The 22,022-nt window shown below is 42.8% G+C and carries 21 protein-coding genes; 11 read left to right on the plus strand and 10 right to left on the minus strand.

Annotated elements, in window-relative coordinates; genetic code table 11:
* Positions 1 to 84: 84 nt before the first annotated feature.
* From MTO98_RS12525 to MTO98_RS12545, 5 genes are all read right to left on the minus strand, one after another.
* On the minus strand, positions 85 to 897 hold the full coding sequence (locus MTO98_RS12525) for a hypothetical protein (protein ID WP_243486994.1): 813 nt from the start codon (positions 895 to 897) through the stop codon (positions 85 to 87).
* 90 nt (positions 898 to 987) lie between these two features.
* A complete protein-coding gene (locus MTO98_RS12530) occupies positions 988 to 2,082 on the minus strand; it encodes an SGNH/GDSL hydrolase family protein (protein ID WP_243486995.1) in 1,095 nt (364 codons plus the stop codon).
* Positions 2,083 to 2,189: 107 nt separating this feature from the next.
* Positions 2,190 to 2,513 carry a phosphoribosylpyrophosphate synthetase gene (locus tag MTO98_RS12535; protein ID WP_243486996.1) on the minus strand — a complete coding sequence of 108 codons (324 nt, stop codon included), beginning with the start codon at positions 2,511 to 2,513 and terminating at the stop codon, positions 2,190 to 2,192.
* A 33-nt stretch (positions 2,514 to 2,546) separates the two neighbouring features.
* The gene (locus MTO98_RS12540; RefSeq protein WP_243486997.1) at positions 2,547 to 3,479 is read right to left on the minus strand and encodes a cation diffusion facilitator family transporter; all 933 of its coding nucleotides are present in this window, start codon (positions 3,477 to 3,479) and stop codon (positions 2,547 to 2,549) included.
* 5 nt (positions 3,480 to 3,484) lie between these two features.
* Entirely contained in the window at positions 3,485 to 4,525 is a 1,041-nt protein-coding gene (locus MTO98_RS12545) for an AI-2E family transporter (protein ID WP_243486998.1), read from the minus strand.
* Between the two features lie 231 nt (positions 4,526 to 4,756).
* On the opposite strand from MTO98_RS12545, the gene MTO98_RS12550 reads away from it, so the two are divergent.
* From MTO98_RS12550 to MTO98_RS12560, 3 genes are read left to right on the plus strand one after another with little or no spacing between them, the layout of a single operon-like run.
* Positions 4,757 to 5,995 carry an MFS transporter gene (locus MTO98_RS12550; protein WP_243486999.1) on the plus strand — a complete coding sequence of 413 codons (1,239 nt, stop codon included), beginning with the start codon at positions 4,757 to 4,759 and terminating at the stop codon, positions 5,993 to 5,995.
* A 7-nt stretch (positions 5,996 to 6,002) separates the two neighbouring features.
* Entirely contained in the window at positions 6,003 to 6,857 is an 855-nt protein-coding gene (locus MTO98_RS12555) for an ROK family protein (RefSeq protein WP_243487000.1), read from the plus strand.
* Positions 6,858 to 6,869: 12 nt separating this feature from the next.
* Positions 6,870 to 9,530: a glycoside hydrolase family 2 protein gene (locus MTO98_RS12560; RefSeq protein ID WP_243487001.1), complete on the plus strand. Its 2,661-nt coding sequence runs from the start codon at positions 6,870 to 6,872 to the stop codon at positions 9,528 to 9,530.
* A gap of 263 nt (positions 9,531 to 9,793) precedes the next feature.
* Here the strand turns inward: MTO98_RS12560 and MTO98_RS12565 are convergent, their stop codons facing one another.
* The 4 genes from MTO98_RS12565 to MTO98_RS12580 form a co-directional block, all read right to left on the minus strand.
* A complete protein-coding gene (locus MTO98_RS12565) occupies positions 9,794 to 11,344 on the minus strand; it encodes an alpha-N-arabinofuranosidase (RefSeq protein WP_243487002.1) in 1,551 nt (516 codons plus the stop codon).
* A 226-nt stretch (positions 11,345 to 11,570) separates the two neighbouring features.
* Positions 11,571 to 12,152 carry a TlpA disulfide reductase family protein gene (locus tag MTO98_RS12570; RefSeq protein WP_243487003.1) on the minus strand — a complete coding sequence of 194 codons (582 nt, stop codon included), beginning with the start codon at positions 12,150 to 12,152 and terminating at the stop codon, positions 11,571 to 11,573.
* Between the two features lie 83 nt (positions 12,153 to 12,235).
* Positions 12,236 to 12,646, minus strand: a complete 411-nt coding sequence (locus MTO98_RS12575) for a DUF6691 family protein (protein ID WP_243487004.1) — start codon at positions 12,644 to 12,646, stop codon at positions 12,236 to 12,238.
* A gap of 1 nt (position 12,647) precedes the next feature.
* Positions 12,648 to 13,208, minus strand: a complete 561-nt coding sequence (locus MTO98_RS12580; protein WP_243487005.1) for a YeeE/YedE family protein — start codon at positions 13,206 to 13,208, stop codon at positions 12,648 to 12,650.
* Positions 13,209 to 13,373: 165 nt separating this feature from the next.
* Here MTO98_RS12580 and MTO98_RS12585 point away from each other — a divergent pair, with 165 nt between their 5' ends.
* Positions 13,374 to 13,928 (plus strand): hypothetical protein, encoded by a 555-nt coding sequence (locus MTO98_RS12585; RefSeq protein WP_243487006.1) that lies wholly within the window; start codon positions 13,374 to 13,376, stop codon positions 13,926 to 13,928.
* Positions 13,929 to 13,999: 71 nt separating this feature from the next.
* Here MTO98_RS12585 and MTO98_RS12590 read toward each other — a convergent pair whose 3' ends face one another.
* Complete coding sequence (locus tag MTO98_RS12590) at positions 14,000 to 14,161, minus strand: hypothetical protein (RefSeq protein ID WP_243487007.1); 162 nt, start codon at positions 14,159 to 14,161, stop codon at positions 14,000 to 14,002.
* Positions 14,162 to 14,205: 44 nt separating this feature from the next.
* Between MTO98_RS12590 and MTO98_RS12595 the strand changes: the two genes are divergently transcribed.
* The 7 genes from MTO98_RS12595 (at position 14,206) to MTO98_RS12625 (ending at position 21,792) form a co-directional block, all read left to right on the plus strand.
* Entirely contained in the window at positions 14,206 to 15,129 is a 924-nt protein-coding gene (locus tag MTO98_RS12595; protein ID WP_243487008.1) for a transporter, read from the plus strand.
* A 30-nt stretch (positions 15,130 to 15,159) separates the two neighbouring features.
* Positions 15,160 to 16,716: a phosphatase PAP2 family protein gene (locus MTO98_RS12600; protein ID WP_243487009.1), complete on the plus strand. Its 1,557-nt coding sequence runs from the start codon at positions 15,160 to 15,162 to the stop codon at positions 16,714 to 16,716.
* 29 nt (positions 16,717 to 16,745) lie between these two features.
* Entirely contained in the window at positions 16,746 to 17,561 is an 816-nt protein-coding gene (locus MTO98_RS12605) for a hypothetical protein (protein WP_243487010.1), read from the plus strand.
* 109 nt (positions 17,562 to 17,670) lie between these two features.
* The gene (locus MTO98_RS12610) at positions 17,671 to 18,750 is read left to right on the plus strand and encodes a hypothetical protein (protein ID WP_243487011.1); all 1,080 of its coding nucleotides are present in this window, start codon (positions 17,671 to 17,673) and stop codon (positions 18,748 to 18,750) included.
* 255 nt (positions 18,751 to 19,005) lie between these two features.
* Positions 19,006 to 19,470 carry a RidA family protein gene (locus tag MTO98_RS12615; protein WP_112572265.1) on the plus strand — a complete coding sequence of 155 codons (465 nt, stop codon included), beginning with the start codon at positions 19,006 to 19,008 and terminating at the stop codon, positions 19,468 to 19,470.
* A gap of 126 nt (positions 19,471 to 19,596) precedes the next feature.
* Positions 19,597 to 20,709 carry a D-TA family PLP-dependent enzyme gene (locus MTO98_RS12620; protein ID WP_243487012.1) on the plus strand — a complete coding sequence of 371 codons (1,113 nt, stop codon included), beginning with the start codon at positions 19,597 to 19,599 and terminating at the stop codon, positions 20,707 to 20,709.
* Positions 20,710 to 20,721: 12 nt separating this feature from the next.
* Positions 20,722 to 21,792 carry a dipeptidase gene (locus MTO98_RS12625; RefSeq protein ID WP_243487013.1) on the plus strand — a complete coding sequence of 357 codons (1,071 nt, stop codon included), beginning with the start codon at positions 20,722 to 20,724 and terminating at the stop codon, positions 21,790 to 21,792.
* Positions 21,793 to 22,022: the final 230 nt, after the last annotated feature.

Raw genomic sequence — 22,022 nt, forward strand, 5'->3', positions numbered from 1 at the left:
TACCCCTTTTTAATAGCTAATAAGGCAAACGAGGCTGTTTTCGAAAGAGAACGGCCTTTTTTATTTGGTACATTGCTTGCTTGTTTAGATAGAGATTTCTTTCAGCGCGTAGGTTGCCGCCCTGCTGGCCGTTAATAATTGGCCCGCATGGGATGCGGTCTTTGAGGATTCTGCAGGATATATTGGTTTCCCGATCCGTACGTGTAAGCACATCCCTTTTTTATTGAAAAGTTCGGCAGGCAGCATAGCGGTTTGTAGCGATTTGTGAACATATCGGAGCAAACTGAACCCGATCCCATTATCGCCATAAAAATAAACCGGCAATACGGGTACTTTTGCCCGCTCCATGATTTTTCCCACAACCGGATGCCATTCCCTGTCGGTAATTTGCCTGGTTTTGAAGTCAAAAGCCGAAACTTCGCCTGCCGGAAATATGGCTACAGGTACGCCTGAACGCAGTTTGTTAAGTGTGGTTTTTAGCCCTGTGATACTTGAGGTATCTTTAATACTGTCAAACGGGTTTACTGCAATAACATATTGCTCGAGGTTGGGAACCCTTTTTAGTAAAAAATTACCCATAAACAAGGTTTCGGGCCGGGCAGTAACCAGCAGACTAAGTAAAGCAAGCGATTCAATAGCGCCAAACGGATGGTTGGCTACTGCAAGGAAACTGCCTGTTGCGGGGATCTGGGCAAGATCTTCAGGATCGATTTTAATGGTGATGCCCAAAAAATTGAGCACAAACGTACTAAAATCAACCCCTTCCAGGTCGCCTGCCTCATCCATCATGCGGTTGAATTTATCTATCTTCATCAGCCGCATAATAACCGAGCCTAAAAAAGGGAAATTCCCCGTACCCGTTGCTGCCATCACATCACCTTTACTAATCACCGCCATTTGGCGAAAATAGTGTTATAGTGTAAACTTATGACCGCATTCGCGTTAACCTTTAGTACCCTTTGTAAACATAGGCAATCTGTTAACACATTACTTCAGTAAACCAGCAAAAAAGGGTTCGAGCTCCTTTGCCAATATCTGATGATCGGCTACACTGGGGTGTCCTGAACAGCCATGGGCTTCCATTGGCTCAAAAAAGAAAGTAGCAACAGGTTTATCCGCCTGGTATGTTGCATCAACAGCTGCTTTTACCCGGCTTAAACACCTCTGCAATATCTCACGCGAATTTCCTTTAATCATAGGACTGGAGAGCAGGGCGATCTGTGCTTTGGGATATTTCGTTTTAACAAGCTGAACAAACTTTATATAATCGTTAACAAAACGCGCGGTATCAAATGCAGCCCTTGATGTGCCATCGCCATTGCTCATATCGTTTGTTCCTAAAGCAATGCTTACTATTCGGGGAGTGTAAGTTTTAAAATTCCATTTGAGCGAATCTTTTTCCTGGAAATTAGCGTGTTCGTACACCAGCGGCATGGAAGGGGAATCCCTGTTCCAGGTACGGTAAATGCCAATGCCGCTAACACTTGATAAAATAAAATTGGCATTTAATGCCCTTGCTACCCTTGGCCCGTAGGCCATATAGGCATTGTGATGATCCTGGTAATCACCGGTTCCGCAAGCAACCTCTGAATCGTCAGCTGCAGCTCCGCAGGTAATGCTGTTGCCTATAAATTCAATCAAAGGGAGTTTCGGGGCCGGGATGATTCTGGCACCCGCGGCAGCAATCTTTGAAAATATCAAAGCGCCCGTAGTAGCTTCTGTTGCCTTATATATCCAGATTCGGTGTGTGCCTGCACTATTGGCTTTGATAATAATGGGCTCCTTTAAATCCCCGTTTACCCTGATCCTTTTTTGATAAGTGCCATCAAGTTCGTATTGCAGGTAATTATGTGCATTGGCATCTGCAATGGTTACATATATGGCACACTCATTTCCCTTAAAGCTAAAACCAAAATGTGCACCGGAAGTGATCAACGCCAGATTGTGTTGGTTATTAATGAGCGAGCGTCCTACAGGTTGCAGGTCTGCTGCAGAAATGGTATCAGCGGTTTTGTTTTTTGCTATGCTTTGCAACACACAAAAAACAGATAGGATAAGGGTAGGTAATGTCCTGCTTTTCATAGTATCACAAGATTACTAATATCAGCAGCAGAAACCAAATACACTAAGTTTATAGGTATAAAATGCTGAAAAAGTACCAGGTTGGCTTAAACAGTTGCAAGGCCAAACTATTGTTGGCCCTGCTGATATTTATAATGCAAATTCTTTAATGTTTCGATAGTAGCTTCATCTGTGGAGATGCCGTACCCGGTTACCAATGTGCCTTTTACGTTATTTGTAGATGCAAGGGCATAAACAATAGCTTCATCGGCAGGGTCGGAGGGGCCTTCGTAGCGGTAGAGGTCTACTATTTCAAACTCCTTAACCGGAAAAATTTCTTCACCAGCTTTAAGATGATCACCTTCGAGGCTAAATTCATGAGTATAGCCTTGTTCCTTTAATTTGGTTATGGCTTCGGTTACTGTTGCGTAATGAAATTTTTGTTCTTGCATGAGATAGATTGTTTAGTTATAGCTAATATACAATTAAAGTACACTGCCTGTTTCAGTAATTTCTGCCGAATATGTTTCGGGCTGTACCAAAACAAAGCGCACTAAATTAAACTCCTGTTTAATACAATCGCGGATCCGGTCGATAGCCTCGTTGATCTGCTGTGTATCGAGATCTTCTTTAAACGCTACTATCAGCATTAAAATAATTTCATCGGGTGATTGATAGGTAGATAACATATGCATCACTTTCAAAACGGCACTGTCACGTTCAACAAGGGCGGTTATTCTGGTACGCGATTCGGACGAAATTCCTTCGCCCATAAGTAAACTCCGGCTTTCACGGGCCAGTATGGCCGAAACACCAACCAAGATCAATCCAACTAATAAGGATGCCACCCCGTCAAGTATAGGGATGTTATAACGATGGTTCAAGAACATGCAGATAGCAACAATGAAAAGCCCTGCAACGGCGGCGCTATCCTCAAACATCACTAAAAAGGTAGATGGATCTTTACTTTTAATTACGGCATCCCACCAGGTTTGATCACCCCGGATAGTGTTAAATTCTTTCAGTGCGATGATGAGCGATGAGCCTTCAAATATGACCGATAGGCCCAAAACAATGTAGCTCAATGTAGGATCGCCAAGAGTTTCAGGTTGGCGGATATGTAAAATGCCCTGGTAAATGGATAACCCGCCGCCTAACCCAAATATCATGATAGATACAATGAACGACCAGAAATACAGTTCCTTGCCATAGCCAAAAGGATGAGTTTTATCTGGCTCTTTACGTGCCCGGTGCAAGCCAAGTAACAGCAATAACTCGTTTGCGGTATCAACCAATGAATGGATCCCTTCAGAGATCATAGACCCGCTGCGCCCAATAAAACCTGCTATAAATTTGGTTACAGCTATAAGCAAGTTAGCAATAAGCGCACTGTATATCGATTTTTTTGATGAAGCCATGTTATTTAATGGGCTATAACTTCAGCATCTCCAAGTTTTTTAACATATAGTTCGTCAACCAAAATTACAATGATAGCTACAATAGGCACGGCCAATATAATGCCCAGCACACCTGAAAGTGTCCCCATAACCACCTGGCTGATGATAGTAAGGGCCGGCGGCAGGTTGATCATCCGGTTTTGAACTATAGGTACCACAATATTGCTCACTATTGTTTGCGATACGATATAAATGAGTGCTACTATAATAGCCGTGTTGGTGCCCATGGTAAGCGCCAGCAAAACGCCGGGGATCATCGCTATAGCAGAACCCAAATTGGGGATGATCTTTAACATGCCCGCAAATAAGGCTAATATTAATGCAGCCGGTATCCCCATTATACTTAGGCCTGTGGTAAGCAGCACGCCTAATAATACCATAGAGAGCAGCATTCCTTTAAGCCAGCCTTTTAATGATAAACTGATCCTGTCCATAATATCCTGACCCAATTGCTTTTTCTTATCAGATAGCAACATCAGAATGCCATTTTTATAAACATCGGGATTAGTGGTGAAAAAGATACTCAAAAACAGGATGATATAAATGTCGCCAAGTACACCAAAGCTGGTACTGAAAAAGCGCTGTACGGTAACTACAACTTTATCCGGATCATTATCACCCGAAAAATAATCAAGTATTTGCTTCCCCGTTGGATTTGAAGCCAATTTGTCCTTGAAATTATTGATAGTATGCGGCAGGGTATCTTTAAGTAAAGTGATCTGGTGCTGGATGGTAGTGCCCATTAAATAAAATAAGCCAACTACAATCAAAAATGATCCAACTACTGAAATGATCATGGCGTACCTCCTGTGCATTTTAGTGTTTCGTTCAATAAGGTCGCCAAGGCCGTGAAAATAAGTAGCTATCAATACGCCCGAAAGCACCATTAACAGCACATTAAAAGCAACCCGCGCTATTAATATTACTACTACTAATAAAGCAACGATGGCAACCGTATGCCATACTTTTTCAATGTAGGTAAGTTCTTTTTCTTTTTTTGGGGTCATATAGCAGGTGTTTGTTCCCATTAACACATCAATATACCTTAAATGTTTTGATGTGAAGCATTTTAAGGTTAAAGTGCGTGGAAAGATTTGGCACTGATGATTTTGTATCTTTTTAAAATATTTTAAAAAGAATATGTAACAATTTAAATAAGTTTTTGTAAAATTATAGCGCCAACGGATTTTTAACGATATTAGTTACTACCGGACCTCTAAACTATAACCCTCCAATTAATGAAGAAAAACTACTACATCGTAACGCTGATCATGCTTACGTTTTTTGTTATTTCGTTTTTAACCAATATCATCGGCCCGCTATCTCCCGAGTTTATCAAGGATTTTAAGTTAAGTGATGCAATGGCGGGGTTATTGCCCTTCGCATTTTTCATTGCCTATGGGGTAATGTCAATTCCATCGAGCATGCTGGTTCAAAAATACAACGAGAAAGCAATCATGGTAGCCGCGTTTGTGGTGGCGTTTTTAGGCTCTTTACTATTGGCTGTTTATCCTAATTACCTTACAGCCATAGCGTCCCTGTTTTTAATTGGCTGCGGTATGGCTATGCTGCAGGTTGTCATTAATCCGCTGCTCCGTACGTCGGGCGGAGAGGAAAATTATGCCTTCACATCGGTGCTGGCGCAATTAATATTTGGCGGGGCATCGTTTGTTAGTCCGCTGGTTTACTCCTATATGGTTAAAAACATGGGAAGCAGCAAAGGCGGCATTTTTCCGCTGCTTGAAGCTCATGTCCCCACAACCATGCCCTGGATCTCATTATACTGGCTGTTTGCAATAATATGTTTGGCTATGCTCGTGATCATGCTGATATCCAAATTTCCGAAGGTTGAGTTGGCCAGCGATGAAAAGGCCGGGCCGTGGAAAACACATGTCGACCTTTTTAAAAAGCCTGTTGTTATTGCCTACTTCATTGCATTGTTTTGCTATGTGGGCAGCGAGCAGGGTGTATCTTACTGGATGTCGGAGTTTTTGCAGCGATACCACAAATTTGATTCGCGAACTATTGGGGCCGACGCGGTAGCCTACTTTTGGGGGTTGATGACAGCAGGTGGTATTTTAGGGCTGTTCCTGCTAAAACTGATGGATAGCCGTAAACTGCTGGTGATTTTCACCATACTGGCACTTATATTTCTGTCGCTGGGCTTATTTGGCGGCCCGCAAACTTCATTGTACTCATTTTCGATAGTTGGGTTCTTCATGTCGGTGATGTACCCGATCATATTTTCGCTGGCGTTGAGTTCAGTAGCCGAAGATCATGGTTCGTTTGCCGGGATCCTGGTAACCGGCATTATAGGCGGCGCAGTTGTTCAGCTTCTGATAGGTGGTTTGGGCAGTTTGTTTGGATTAAGGCAGGGGATGTTTTTCCTGTATATCACTTTCGGCTATATGCTGAGTATCGGTTTTTGGGCTAAGCCACTGGTTACCAATAAAACTATTTTCGATAATAAAGCATAAAATTTACATGAGCAATATAAAAGTTATAGGTATTGATCTGGGGGCTACCAATATTCGCGGTGCCCTGGTTAACAATAGCACAATCGGTAACATCATATCGCAACGAATTAAAAGTGATGGCAGTGTTGATGATGTACTAAATGATATTTACACTGTTGTCGACACCCTTTTGCTAAATGATTCGGCCAGTGCCATTGGCATTGGCGTACCAAGCGTAGTTGATGTAGCCGAAGGTATTGTTTACGATGTGCAGTATATCCCGTCATGGAAAGAGGTGCACCTGAAAAAGCTGATGCAGGAACGTTATAACATCCCTGTGTATGTGAATAACGATGCTAATTGCTTTGCCGTAGGTGAGTTGTATTTTGGAAAGGGAAAAAGTGCAGATAGCATGGTTGGAGTAACCCTTGGCACCGGCCTTGGCACAGGCATTATCACCAATGGCAAATTGTATGCAGGTTATAACTGCGGTGCCGGTGAAATTGGCTTGTTCCCTTATATCGATAATATTTTAGAGTACTACTGCAGCGGTTCGTTTTTTCATAATGTATACGGCTTGGATGGTGTACAAGTATTTAAGGATGCACAAGCTGGTGATGAACGTGCTTTGCAATTATACACCGAATTAGGGAACCATATAGGAAACGCAGTAAAAATGGTGATGTATGCCTACGATCCGGAATTGATCATTTTAGGCGGATCCGTAAGCCATGCCTTTGAATATTTTAAAGATGCCATGTGGCAGCGGGTGAAAACCTTTGCCTATACAAAAACACTTGAGCGTATAAAAATTGAGATCTCTGAGCTGCAAAATAGCGGCATTATTGGTGCGGCTGCCTTGTATTACGATAACCAGAAATAAACCAGATCTACCATGAAAAAAATATTATTAATGTCGGCAATAACCCTGTTTAGCGCAGGGGCATTTGCGCAGGGGCGGCAGGAAAATTTTAACTTGCTATTGAAAGATGAGTGGCAAATGCAATCGGCAGTTACAGCACCATCTGCGGCAACTGAGATCTCTAAAGAGAAATTTGATACGCAGGGCTGGTATAAGGTTAGTGTGCCTTCAACTATTTTAGCAGGTTTACTGGCTAATCATGTATATAATTTCGACCCTTTTATGGGCAAGAACCTCGAAAAACTGGCCGATCCGAAATTGGACAAACCATGGTGGTTCAGAAAAGAATTTACGCTGCCTGCTGCCGAAAATGGAAAGAATGTGATCCTTCGTTTGCACGGTATCAATTACAAGGCTAATGTTTGGTTCAACGGCGTTAAAATAGCCGATTCAACCAAAATAAAGGGCCCATACCGGATCATTGACCTTGACCTTACTAAAAATATCAATTACAGCGGTACCAACACACTTGCTATTGAAGTGTTGCGGCCTTTTACCCCCAACAAGCGCGATGGCGACCTCGCTATTGATTATGCCGACTGGATCCCGTACCCGCAGGATTATAACGGTGGTATCATCAACAACGTAGAGGTGAAAACCTACAACAAAGTAGGCGTGAAATTCCCGTTGGTTACTACTGATTTTGATTTGCCTTCGCTTGCTGTTGCTCATTTAACGGTAGATGCCCAGGTGACCAATTACACCAGTAAAGCACAGGATGCAGTGATCAAAGGGAAGATCAACGAAAATGTTTCCTTCGAGAAAAAGGTGCACCTGTTGCCTAATGAATCAAAGAATGTTAATTTCTCGCCTGCTGAATTTAAGCAGCTTAATATCAAAGATCCCGCAATCTGGTGGCCATGGCAATACGGCAAGCCCAATCTTAACCGCATTGAAGTTGCTGCTGTTGTTGATAAAAAGCTAAGTAATTCGGTATCCGAAAACTTTGGCATCAGGGAATTTACGTCTAAAATAATTGATGATAACCAATCGCGTGAGTTTATTATAAACGGGAAGCCTATTATGCTGAGAGGTGCGGCTTGGTCGCCTGATATTTTTCAGCGCCGCTCAACTGAAAGGCAGGAGCAGGAGATCCGTTTAGTACGGGATATGAATATGAACATCGTGCGCTCAGAAGGTAAAATGGAAGATGACAACTTTTATGATCTGTGTGATAAATACGGTTTAATGGTGATGAACGGCTGGATGTGCTGCGGTACCTGGCAACACCCCGAAAAATGGGATGCTGCGGAGCGCAAGGTAGCTATGGCGTCAGACAGTAGCGTAATGTACTGGCTGCGCAACAAAGCCAGCCTGTTTGTATGGCTCAACGGCAGCGATATGCCGCCAACAGATACTTCAGTTGAACGTGATTACCTGAAAATTGAAAAGCAATTGAAATGGCCAAACCCGTTGCTGGCAACGGCTAATGAAGGTAAGTCAAAAGTATCGGGCTATAGCGGTGTAAAAATGGCCGGCCCATATGAATGGGTGCCGCCTATTTACTGGGAAACTGATGCTACCAAAAAGTTTGGCGGTACTTACAGTTTCGCAACAGAAATTTCACCGGGGCCATCAATTCCACCTTATGAAAGCCTGGTGAAATTTATCCCTAAAGATTCATTAAACGTAACCTCGGCCGATTGGAACTACCATTGCGGTACAGGCTCATTCGGTACAACCAAAGTTTTTACTAAAGCACTTTACGGCCGTTACGGCGAAACTGCATCTATCAAAAATTATGTAGCCAAAGCGCAGGCCCAAAATTACGAAGCTCACCGCGCCATGATGGAAGCCTACGGATTAAACAAGTATCAGACAGCCACAGGTGTAGTACAATGGATGCTGAGCAACCCATGGCCGGGTATTATCTGGCATACTTATGATTATTACTTATATCCTGCAGGTACTTACTTCGGTATGAAAAAGGCCATGGAGCCGTTACATGTGCTGTACTCATACAAAACAAACGAGGTAGCAATGATCAATTCATACTTAAAAACCTTTACTGGTTTAAAGGTTAAGGCAGATGTTTATAATCTGGATGGTTCAAGCAAATTCAGCAAAACCACTACTGCTGATATTGGTGCAGATGCATCAAAAAGATTATTCGCGCTGCCTGCTATTACGGGCTTATCTGATACTTATTTACTGCGTCTTGAACTAAGCGATAATGCCGGCGAAACCAAAAGTATTAACTGGTACTGGCTGTCAAAAAAGGGCGACGAGCTGAACTGGAAAAAATCAAACTGGTTTACTACACCGCAATCCGCTTATGCTGATTATTCAGCATTGCAATCTTTGCCTAAAACCAAACTGGCCTTTAGCCAGACCAGTAAAACCGAGGGGGATAGTACCTCAAACACCGTAACTATTAAAAACACCGGCAGCGCGGTAGCTTTCTTTGTGCACCTACGTGCTTTAAAAGGCCAGGGTGGCGATGATATTTTGCCGGTGATCTTTAGCGATAATTATATTTCATTAGCGCCGGGCGAAACCAGGGTAATTAAATGTACTTACAGTAGCAAAAATGCAGATAGTGCTGCACCGTATTTCCTAACCTCGGCCTGGAATTTAGATACTGCCGGAAGTACCGGAGGTAGCGGATTTGAGGATGGATTGCCGAAAGAGTAATTATCCAACCTGTAAAAGGAACTGGTAGAAAAATACGACGTTGAAAAAAATAAAGTATTTTTTGTAGAGGCGCATCACATGCGTCTCCCAACGGACAAGCCGATTTAAGAGGTCTATAATCCATCGGAAATTGCAAGCGGGAGACGCATGTGATGCGTCTCTACATCTCAATTAACGAATTGAAGACCTCCGAACAGACTAACATCATACAAAAAACGGCCAGGCAATTTGCCTGGCCGTTTTACTTTCTTAGGGGAAAGGATTTATTTTAATTCAAGTGTTACTACAGATTTTGCTGGCAAGCTAACAACTAATTTGTCACCATCTTTTTTAGCACCGGTAAATGCGTTGAGGTGGATCTTGTTGGCATCTTTAAAAGTATTAACATCGGTTAACTTAGCCGAGGTCAGTACCTGTCCGCTAACGGTTTGCCATTTTACGTCGCTAAGAGCGGTTGTAATAGTAATGGTATTGTGCGGATCGAGGTTCACTAAAGAGATATGTACCTTACCAGATGCATCCTGTGAGGCAGAGGCATTAACTGCTTCAATTTTTTTACCGTCAACCTCGTAATCAGGTACGTTTAATTTAATAGGCAGGTATTTAGCATCCTGGTGCACCTTGTACATATCAAATATGTGGTAAGTAGGGGTAAGCACCATTTTTTCTTTATCGGTTAAAATTAATGCCTGCAACACATTTATAGTTTGTGCAAGGGCAGCCATTTTAACACGGTCGCTGTGGTTATTGAATATGTTCAAAGTTGTTCCGGCTATCAAAGCATCACGCAGGCTGTTTTGCTGATAAAGGAATCCGGGGTTTGTACCTGGTTCAGGATCTGTCCAAACGCCCCACTCGTCAACAACAAGGGCTACTTTTTTTTCCGGGTCATATTTATCCATGATAGCCGAATGTTTGGTAACCAGCTCTTCCATTTTAAGACAGTTAACCATGGTGCCAAAATATTCTTTCTCGCTAAAATCAGTTGCTGAACCTTTTTTACCCCAGTTACCAGTTGGTATGGTATAATAGTGCAATGACAAGCCCGACATCATTCCGCTCGAAATATTTTTCATACAAACTTCTGTCCAGTGGTAATCGTCAGCATTTGGTCCGCTGGCTATTTTCTTAAGTTTAGCGCCCGGATAATCTTTGGCAAATGATGCATAACGTTTAAAAAGATCAGTATAATATTCAGGGGTCATATTGCCGCCGCAGCCCCAGCTTTCGTTACCTACACCCCAAAATGTTACTTTGTACGGAGCAGGGTGCCCATTCTTTTTGCGCTGTTGTACAACAGTGCTGGTACTGTTTGAGTTTAAGTATTCAATCCATTTAGACATTTCATCAACCGTACCGCTGCCCACGTTACCCGCTATGTAAGGCTCACAACCCAGTAAATCGCACAGTTCCAGAAATTCGTGTGTGCCAAAGCTGTTATCTTCGGTAACGCCGCCCCAGTTGGTATTTACCATACGCGGGCGTTGCGCAGTTGGGCCAATACCATCGCGCCAGTGATACTCATCGGCAAAGCAGCCGCCCGGCCAGCGCAGGTTGGGGATCTTTATCTTTTTCAGGGCGTCAACAATATCAAGCCTGATACGGTCCTGTTTTTTTACAGGCAGGGTTTTATCAACCCAAAAACCGCCATAAATGCCGTGCCCCAAATGTTCGGCAAACTGACCGTAAATATGCTTGCTGATGGTTGTTTTTGAATCGGTACTGATATTAAGTGTACCTGTTTGCCCGAAAGATGCCGAGCTCAAAAAAGACAAAGCGATTACGCCGAGTTGTAAAAACGGGTTCTTTTTCATTGAAACTTAGGATTTAACTGATTGTGCAGTAAAGAAAAGAAAAAAAAGTTAATAAGTGTTAAAATAACAATAAAAAAATAACCGATGATTTTGAGGGGGATTACGTTGATTTCGCTGATGCTTAGCGGGAGGCTGATGACTTACTAAAGAATTTACATGGTTAGCTAATCAAAATCAATCTGATGAAACCGTCAAAACATCAGCGAAATCAACGTAATCAAACAAATCAACGGTTCTCCTGTATAAACTCTTCAAACTTCTTACTGCTATAATCAGCAACGCCGGAGTGCTTGTAAATAAGCTTGCCGTTTTTATTAAAGACAAGGGTAGTAGGGATAGTGCCGTCAAGCAAGGAATCGGGTACATTACTGACTTGGTTGTATAACGGCATTTTGTAGCCGTTTTTGAGCATAAAGGCTTTGGCTTTAGGGAAATCGTTATCTACATCAACCAAAAGGAAGACTACTTTAGGATCGTTCCTGAATTTCTTGTACAACTCGTTAACTTTAGGCATTTCGGCTATACAGGGTGGGCACCAGGTGGCCCAATAGTTTATGAATATTACTTTAGGTTTTAGAGTACTTAACGAGGTAACGTTACCGCTGGTATCTTTAAATTGAATATCGGGAATATTGGCAAAACTTTCGTGCTGTTTATATGCTTCCGGATCCGGCTGGAAAAAGCCAACTGACATTAGCCCTCTGATCACATAACCTTTAACATTTGGATTGAAAATGACCAACAGGGCAAATGCCACAAAGAGGCTGCTGAAAATGTTTGATGCCGATATCTTTTTCCGTTGGATCATAAAAATGATATTTAAAAGCTTTTAACCTGAGCCAAGCTTATTGCTGAAATCTTTGCGTCTTAGCGCCTTTGCGCGAAATTAATTCACTGAGGCAATTTGTCCCTTACTGCTCCATAAACCCAGGTGCCCAAAATGGCACTCAAAAGAGTAACAGAAGTAACTAAAAAACCACTACCTATCTGCGCAAACAATGGGCCGGGACAGGCTCCCGTAATGGCCCATCCCAAACCAAATATCAATCCTCCGTAAACATTGCCCCAGTTAAATTTTTTATCAGGGATAACAATAGGTTCTCCTGAAAGGGTTTTGATATTGAAACGTTTAATGATCAAAACGGAGATCATCCCTACTATAATAGCACTGCCAATAATGCCGTACATATGAAACGATTGCAGCCTGAACATCTCCTGGATCCTGAACCAGGAGATCACCTCCGATTTTACCAGCACTATGCCAAAAAGCAGGCCTGCAAACAGATATTTGATATTGCGCATATTATAAATGTAAAAGGTAAGGTAAAATAAACCAGGTCATGATAAAGCCGCCAGCCATAAAACAGCAGGTGGCTACAAGTGATGGCCATTGGAGGTTCGAAATACCCATAATAGCGTGGCCCGATGTGCATCCGCCGGCATACCTGGTGCCAAAGCCTACCAAAAAGCCACCAATTACCATGAAAATAAAGCCTCTTAATGTAACCAGTTGATCAAAGCTGAAAACATCTTTGGGTAATAAACCACTGAAATCTTTAATCCCCTGCTGTTGTAACACCGCGCGGGTTTGATGGTTAATATCAACAGGATGATTGGCCGCCAGGAATTGTGCCGCAATAAATCCGCCTAAAACAATGCCGGCAACAAAAAACAGGTTCCAGCTTTCGTTTTTCCAGTTGTATTTAAAGAATGAAATATTGGCCGGGATACATGCTGCACAAATGTGCCTCAGTGATGATGAGATGCCAAAAGTTTTATTGCCGATGACAAGAAGGGCAGGCACGATAATACCTATCAATGGGCCCGCCACATACCAGGGCCAGGGCTGGGTTATCAAATCCATAGTTTACGGGTTGATTATCCCGCAAATATACCGAATGTAATTTGGCAAAATCTTAACGGCGCAGTCGTTTAATTGTGATCTGTACAATTTAACTTTTTATTTGTTTTAACAATATTGTTACATATATTTACTGTCAATTATATACCCTAACAGTAATTTCTTTTGGTGAAAAAGTTTATAGCGATACTACTATTAAATGTACATCTGTTCAATTTGGGCGGGTACAATTTAGTATTTCAGTATTTTATTCACCGGTCTGAAGTGCAGATTGTAAAAGAAATTTATGAAAACAAGGTTGATGCCACCAAGCTTGTTGAGATTAAAATACCGGTACATCTTCCCAAAATTCACAGTTGGAATGGCTATGTGCATGATCAGGGGCAACTGCAGCTAAAAGGTGTTTATTACAATTACCTGCGTTATAAGGTTACCCAGGATACGATGTCGTTCATTTGTATAGCCAATAGTGTTAAAACACGTTTGGTTAATGCCAATCTCATTATTGCCAAAGAAATATGCGATGTGCCCTTGAGTAAAAAAGGAGCGCATGATTCATCGCAAAAGAAAATAAACACTGTTGGTGAATATAGCTTTCAGGTTATGCACTATCAGTTCCTGTCTTATGGTAAAATATTAAAGGTACAAATGCGCCCTATAACCTACCATGTAAATTCACCTTTCATTGAGTCGCCTGGCAAACCGCCAAACTCTATCTGCTGATTATTGCCTGTAAATTATTATGAGTTAAAATGATTTGTGTACCTGTATTTTAAGGATGCAAACCGCTTTTATCATTTAGCTGTTTTAACCAGTGCATTTTTTGTGCTGCCCTGTTTAGGGAAATAGCTTCTTTTTATGGCTTTGATCATGCTCCTTAATGCTGATGTATTATCAACAAATCGGTGGTTAAGCGATTTTAGTTGATAATGTTGATCCGGCTTTTGTTTTGCCATATTTATTAATAATTATTACCCTTTATTTAAACGTAATGAAATTTATGTCGCTGTATTTTTACAGATGTTGTATTGTAGTTTCTTTTTTATTGGCTGTTACGCAATGTGCTAAAGCCCAAACCGATGCTGATGCATTGATGATCCCTAAAAATTATTTTTGTGCTGCCGCAGTATATTCCCATGGGAGTTGGGACCATTACTGGGAAGGTACTTTTAAACGGGATAATCAAAATTTGGGCACAGTAAGTACTAACGTTTACAGCCTTGGGGGTAATTATGGTCTTTCAAACCGGATCAACCTGCTATTTATGGTGCCTTATGTAACCACCAATGCTTCGGCAGGTACTTTACGCGGCGAAAAGTCATTTCAGGATCTTAGTGTGTCTTTTAAATGGATGGCAGTAAAAGAGGAGATCGGCAGCGGGTTATTTAGCGTTCATGCTATTGCTACGGGTGTTTTGCCCCTGGCCAATTACCAGGCCGATTTTTTACCTCTATCTGTAGGTTTGCATAGCAAAAGCGCTGCGTTGCGCGCCTTGCTTAATTACCAAACAGGCAGGTTCTTCGTAGCCGGTTCGGGCCAGTATATCCGCCGCGACAATATTACCATCGACAGAACCTCATACTACACTACCGAAATGCACTATACCAACGAGGTTCAGTTGCCAAATGCTACCAACTTTATGTTTAGCAGCGGCTACCGCAGTCTTAAGTTTAATGCAGAAGCTACGTTTACAAAAATTACAAGCACAAGCGGCTTTGATATCCGTAAAAACGATATGCCGTTTCCAAGTAACCGTATGAACAGTACCGCTGTTGGTTTGATACTTAAGTATAGCTTCCAATCGGTAAGCGGACTTGAATTTACCGCAGGTGGTAACTATGTTTTAGACGGACGTAACGTAGGGCAAACCCGCTCGGCCTATGCAGGTGTTTACTATGTGTTTAGTACCAAAAAGGAGAAGTAATAATAGGTTGCACAATCAATGATCAAAGAAATGAAAAAAACTATACTTAATATATTTACAATCACAGCGCTGGCAGCAGCAACTTTTAGCTCGTGCCGAAAGGATGTTTTAGATCGCACTTCACTATATCCTGCACTTAAACCCTCAAATCTGGACCTTAACGCCGATACCTGGAAACCGGTGTTGGTTACAGATTTTAGCACGCTGAATGTAGCTGCTCCTGATGCCTTGACATCGCCTGCTTACGTGGCCGATTTGAATGAGATCAAAGCATTACAGAAAAGCCTGAGCAGTGATCAACAGGCAAAAATTCAGTATTGGAGCGCTGGCTCCGTATTGAGATGGAATGAGATATTGCGCGAGCTTGTAGCCAAGCATAATTTGCCGCCATATCAAAATCCCGATGGTACCTATCCGGCACCAAACTCAGCCAACCCCTTTAATTATCCCGAGTTTCCGTTTTCAAACCCGCCTTATGCTGCACGTGCCTATGCTTATGTTAGCGCAGCGCAGTACGACGCGCTTATTGCTGCATGGCATTTTAAAAACACGTACAAACGTACCGCGCCATATAAAAATGACTCGGGTATAAAAGCGCTGATACCAGCTTCTGAATTGCCATCATATCCATGTGAAGATGCCGTTATTTCCGGCGCTACATCTGAGATTATGAAGTTATTATTTCCGGCAGATGTAGCTTATATTCAACAAAAGGTTGATGAAGAAAGGCTATACAGGATCTCATCCGGAGCTAACACCCGTGGCGAGTTCACCGCAGGCGAATCATTAGGCAGGCAGGTAGCAGCAATATTTGCCAACCGCGCCCGTAATGACCGTGCAGGCAAAGCAATTGGTACCCCCGATATTTGGAAGAACTTTGAAACCATCACAGCAGCCAAAGGCGAACAATTTTGGGTGAGCCTGGAAACCCCCAAAAGGCCGCCAATGTTGCCGTTGTTTTCAAAAGTTCTTCCTTTTTTGTTTGATACGCTTACTGTAGTAGCTATCAGGCCTCCGGCTCCATATGCAACCAACTCTCCCGAATTTAAAAAGGAAACGGAAGAGGTATTGTCGTTCAGTAAAGATCATAGCCGCGAACATGAAGAGTTGGTTGCTTTTTGGGCTGATGGTGTAGCTACTTATACACCTACTGGTCACTGGAACGCCATTGCTGCAGATGAATTTGTAAAACAAAACTACAGCGAGGTACGCTGGGCACGTAACTTAGCATTGCTGAACATGGCCGAAATGGACGCTGCTATTGTATGCTGGGATACCAAATATTTTTACTTTAACCAGCGCCCGTCGCAGGCTAACCCCAATATTAAAACTTTAACCGGGGTGCCTAACTTTCCTGCCTATACATCAGGCCACTCTAACTTTAGCGGAGCAGCGGCAACGGTATTAACTTACTTGTTACCGGATAGGGGGAGCAAATTTACCGATATGGCACATGCGGCGGCTATGTCAAGGCTATACGGAGGTATACACTACCGCAGCGATTGCGAAGTTGGCCTTGTAACCGGCAATAAAGTTGGCCAGTACGCAGTTAACAGAGCTAAGGCCGATGGTGCCGACGCAAAATAACAGGATGTTGAATTGAGGACGAATAAATAATGCGCAGCTTAACAATCGATCAAAAAATATATTACACGCTCAGATTGGCAGCGGCCATGTGCTTTATCGGTCATGGTGCTTTTGGAATCATCACCAAACAGATCTGGTGCAACTATTTCGGCGTTTTTGGGATAGGCAAGGAAATGGCCTATACCCTGATGCCTTATGTAGGTACCGTTGATATTTTGATGGGGATTTCTATGCTGGTTTATCCAACCCGCGCTATAGCCGCGTGGCTGGTGGTTTGGGGATTGGCTACTGCATCTATGCGACCATTGTCGGGCGAGCCTTTTGCCGAGTTTATTGAACGTGCGGGGAATTATGGAGCTCCGTTTGTTTTGCTGTTAATGCAGGGCGGTTTCAAAATCGACAAAAAACAATGGTTTGCACGTATGGACGATAATGTTATTATCAATGCCGATATTTTAGCCAAAGTTATTACTTGGCTAAGGGTATTTGCATTTATGTTGTTGATTGGCCATGGTTGGCTTAACCTCATTCAGAAACAAGGATTGTTGAACCAGTATCACGCACTTGGTTTTGCTGATCCGGCAAAAATGGCGCAGATAGTTGGTTTGTTTGAGGTGTTGGCTGCGCTAATGGTACTTATTCGTCCCTTTAAAAATATACTCCTCGTTTTTATCATATGGAAAATATCCAGCGAGCTCTTCTATCCCAAATATGAAATGTTTGAGTGGATAGAGCGCGGTGGGAGCTATGGCGTACTGCTGGCCCTTTGGTTTGCAGTTAAAAAAGCACCCGCTGGATCTATACTTTGGCCTTTTAAAAAAGCACCGCATTTAAAAGTAAGTTAAGCCATTAAAAACATATAACAATTATTGAACAGGGGCCTGATATGTCCTTGTTTGTCTAAACTATTATCTGAACAATCGCAAAATGCTAAAAAATACCAAACCCAATACTATGAAAAACTTTACTTTGAAACTTCTTTGCACTACCGCAATCGTCATATGTACTACCTATGCAAAAGTAAATGCACAGGGCTGTGTAGCCATCAAAGCCGATGGCCCGTTCAGCAACATGGAGCATACTACGCAGGATACCTTAAACAAAGGCTGGGAACTTACCGCATCGTGGCGCTATTTTAAATCGTTTCGCCACTTTAAGGGCACTGATGAACAAAAACAACGCCAGGTAATAGGTAATGAGGTAATTAACCACCAGCATACTATTGATATCAACCTCACACGTAATTTTAACCAGTATTGGTCAGTTTCAGTTGGTATACCATATCTGGTAAATACCCGCTCGTCATTATATGAGCATGGCGGTAAAGAACGTCATAAATCATATTCAGAAGGTATCGGCGATTCACGTATCATTGTTAACCGCTGGTTGTTTGATAGTCGTAAAAGCAATGGTAATATTCAGGTTGGCTTAGGTATTAAGTTACCTACCGGCGATTTTAATTATAAATCCCATTTTTATAATGTGATCCCATCCGAGCGTCCTGTTGATCAATCTATCCAGTTGGGTGATGGCGGCGTTGGCATTATTGCCGAAGCAAATGGCTACCTGGGCTTTGGCAGCGGATTTAGTGGCTATGGTAATTTATATTACATGAGCAATCCGCGCAATACTAACGGTACGCGCACATATCGCGAAACATTGAGCGCAACGCTTGCTAATGAAGCTATTTCGAGCGTGCCTGATCAGTATTTGGCCCGTTTAGGCGTTAACTATACCATAGCCAACGCATTCACTATATCTGCAGGTGGCCGTATTGAAGGTATTCCCGTTCATGACCTTATTGGCAAAAGCGACGCTTTTCGTCGTCCGGGATATATCATTTCTGCAGAGCCGTCATTGAGCTATGCATTTAAAAGGATGAATATTTTTGCCAGTGTACCAATCGCCCTTAAACGTGATCGTACACAAAGCGTTACCGATAAAGAAAACTCGATAGCTACCGGTACCTATGTTATAGGTGATGCTGCATTTGCAGATTATGCTATCAATTTTGGTGTGTCGTTTAAATTTTGAGATTATATATTCTACTTAGTTGATTTGGTTAAAGCCGGGAGTGAGATCCCCGGCTTTTTTTATTAAACACTAATTCTCACAAATTGAATCGGATTTGCACTAAACATGCTGTTTGAGTAGCAATTTTAAGTACGGTTTTTTGAATTTTAGCTATTGAAATTCGTGTAATTCAAATAAATTCTCCCCGGCTTACAGCATTCGTGCAAAAATATTTTTTTTGATACTTTTTTACTTAAAAACAATAGTTTTACGTTCATGAACACTCCCGAAGAAAACTTTGCAGCGTTAGGTTTAAACCTGCCGCCTGCCCCAAAACCGCTTGGCGTTTATAAACCATGTTTAGTTGATGGTAAATACCTTTATCTGTCGGGCCATGGCCCTGTACAGGATGATGCATCGCTAATAATCGGTCGCGTTGGCGACACCGTAAGCCAGGAAGATGGTAAACTTGCAGCACAACAGGTAGGTTTAACTATGTTAGCTACAATTAAAGCAAACATTGGCAGTTTTAATAAAATTAAGCGTGTTATCAAAGTATTGGGTATGGTAAACTGCACACCTGAATTTGAAAAGCACCCTTTCATTATTAACGGCGCGAGCGAACTATTTGCTAAAATTTGGGGCGAAGAGAATGGTATAGGCGTACGCAGTGCGGTAGGTATGGGATCATTACCTGATAATATCCCGGTTGAGATTGAAGCGCTATTTGAATTAGAATAGATCCGTAATCCTTATTCTGCAGAGGCGCATTACATGTGCCTCTCGCTTGCAAAGCCACATTCCAGGTGGCTCTGTATATTTGGAGACGTATGTGATGCGTCACTACCTATAAAAAATATATAAACCATGACCCCTAACTGGTATATTATAAACGATATCGACAAGTTGGACACCCCGGCGCTGGTGGTTTATCCCGACAGGGTTAAAACAAACATAGCTACGCTTACCGGCATGATCGATGATGTTGCCCGTTTGCGCCCGCATGTTAAAACCTACAAGAATGCTGAGGTTACGGGTTTGTTGTTAGCAGCAGGCATCCGGAAGTTTAAATGTGCTACCATTGCCGAAGCAGAACTCCTGGCCATGAGCAAAGCGCCCGATGTTTTGTTGGCTTACCAACCCGAAGGCCCAAAACTGCACCGTTTTATCAGGCTCGTCCATGCCTATCCGCAAACTCATTTTTCTTGTTTGGTTGATAATTCATCATCGGCAACGGAGATCTCTGAGGCCGCGCTAAGGTTTAAAACCAATATCGATGTGTATCTTGATATGAATGTCGGCATGAACCGCACAGGTATAGCACCTGGGTTTGATGCCCTGCAGCTTTATATGGATTGTGGGGTGTTGCCGGGTATAAATCCGGTTGGCTTGCATGCCTATGACGGCCACATTCATGATGTTGACCTGCAGAAACGGGCCGACAGGTGCAATTTTGCGTTTGATCCGGTAATGAAACTCCAGCAAACCATAAAAAGTAAAGGCTATCCAGAACCGGTTATTGTTGCCGGCGGTTCGCCTACTTTTCCAATTCACGCCAGGCGTAAATACGTTGAATGCAGTCCCGGTACTTTCGTTTACTGGGATAAAGGTTACCAGATGGGCATGCCCGAGCAGGATTTTTTACCTGCAGCATTGGTAGTTACAAGGGTAATATCGCTGCCGGCTGCAACAAAGCTTTGTTTGGATGTTGGTCATAAGTCGATATCTGCCGAGAACGAATTGAGCAAACGTATTTACTTTTTAAACGCTCCGGAGCTTTACCCTGTAAGTCAAAGCGAGGAACATTTAGTGGTGGAGGCCGGTGCTAACCATAAATATAAAGTGGGCGATGTGTTCTATGGTATTCCGCATCATGTTTGTCCTACGGTAGCGCTGTATGAGCGTGTTTACACTATAGAAAAAGAAAATATTAGCGGCGAATGGCTTAACAAAGCCCGCGACCGCAAGATCACTATTTAATAGCCAAATAATATGTTTGTTGTAGATGCTCATTTGGATTTAAGCATGAATGCCCTTGAGTGGAACCGCGACCTTACGCGCCCGCTTGCCGAAGTAAATAAACGCGAAGATGGTTTAACTGATAAACCTGACCGAGCCAAAGCTGTTGTTACCTTGCCCGAATTGCGTAAAGGAAATATTGGCCTGGTGGTAGCTACACAAATAGGGCGTTACGTAGCACCTGATAATCCTTTGCCGGGCTGGCACTCGCCGGAACAGGCCTGGGCCCAAACCCAGGGACAGGTAGCCTGGTACAAAGCCATGGAAGATGCCGGGGAAATGGTGCAGGTGAACGATCTGGCATCTCTTGAAAAACATCTTCAATTTTGGAATGACGGTACACCGACCGAGAAGAAACCGGTAGGGTATATTTTAAGTTTGGAAGGGGCTGATTCGATAGTAACTGTTAAGCACCTGGAACGGGCCTATAACTATGGCCTGAGGGCTGTGGGCCCGGCACATTATGGCCCTGGCAGGTATGCTCAGGGTACCGATGCTACCGGCTATATGGGCCCCAGGGGGCATGAACTGCTTAAGGAAATGGAGCGCCTGAATATCATTTTAGATGCTACCCACCTTTGCGACGATAGTTTTTGGGAGGCACTTGATCATTTTAACGGCCACGTTTGGGCCAGTCATAACAATTGCCGTGCGCTGGTAAACCATAACCGGCAGTTTAGCGATGAAATGATTAAAGTATTGATTGACCGCGGAGCGGTGATTGGCGCTGCTCTTGATGCCTGGATGATGGTACCGGGTTGGGTGAGGGGAGTATCCACACCCAAAGGAATGAACTGCAATATGGAAGTTATGGTTGATCATATCGATCATATTTGTCAGATAGCCGGCAACGCCCTGCATGTAGGCATGGGTACCGATTTGGATGGCGCTTTCGGTAGGGAACAATGCCCTTATGATCTGGAAACCATTGCCGATCTTCAAAACGTTCCTGATCTGCTAAAAAAACGCGGTTATACCGATGAGGATATCCAAAATATGATGCACGGCAACTGGCTGCGGTTTTTAAGGAGTGCCTGGGCATAAGTTCAGTTTGCAGTTTTTGGTTTGCAGTGGGCCGCAGTCTTTCCACAGAGAATGACAAAGCGGTGAAGACTTACGAAGTTTTAAAAACTTCGTAAGTCTGGATTCTTAAGCTGGTCGAAGTTTAGTGATAGCGTAACATCGATCAGGAATCGGGTTTTTGACCAATCATCTTTCATTGGTATTTTATGAGAAAACTTTTCCTGCTGATTCTTGCTGTAGTATTTGTTAGC

This window comes from Mucilaginibacter sp. SMC90 (genome assembly GCF_022811725.1).
Taxonomy (GTDB): domain Bacteria; phylum Bacteroidota; class Bacteroidia; order Sphingobacteriales; family Sphingobacteriaceae; genus Mucilaginibacter.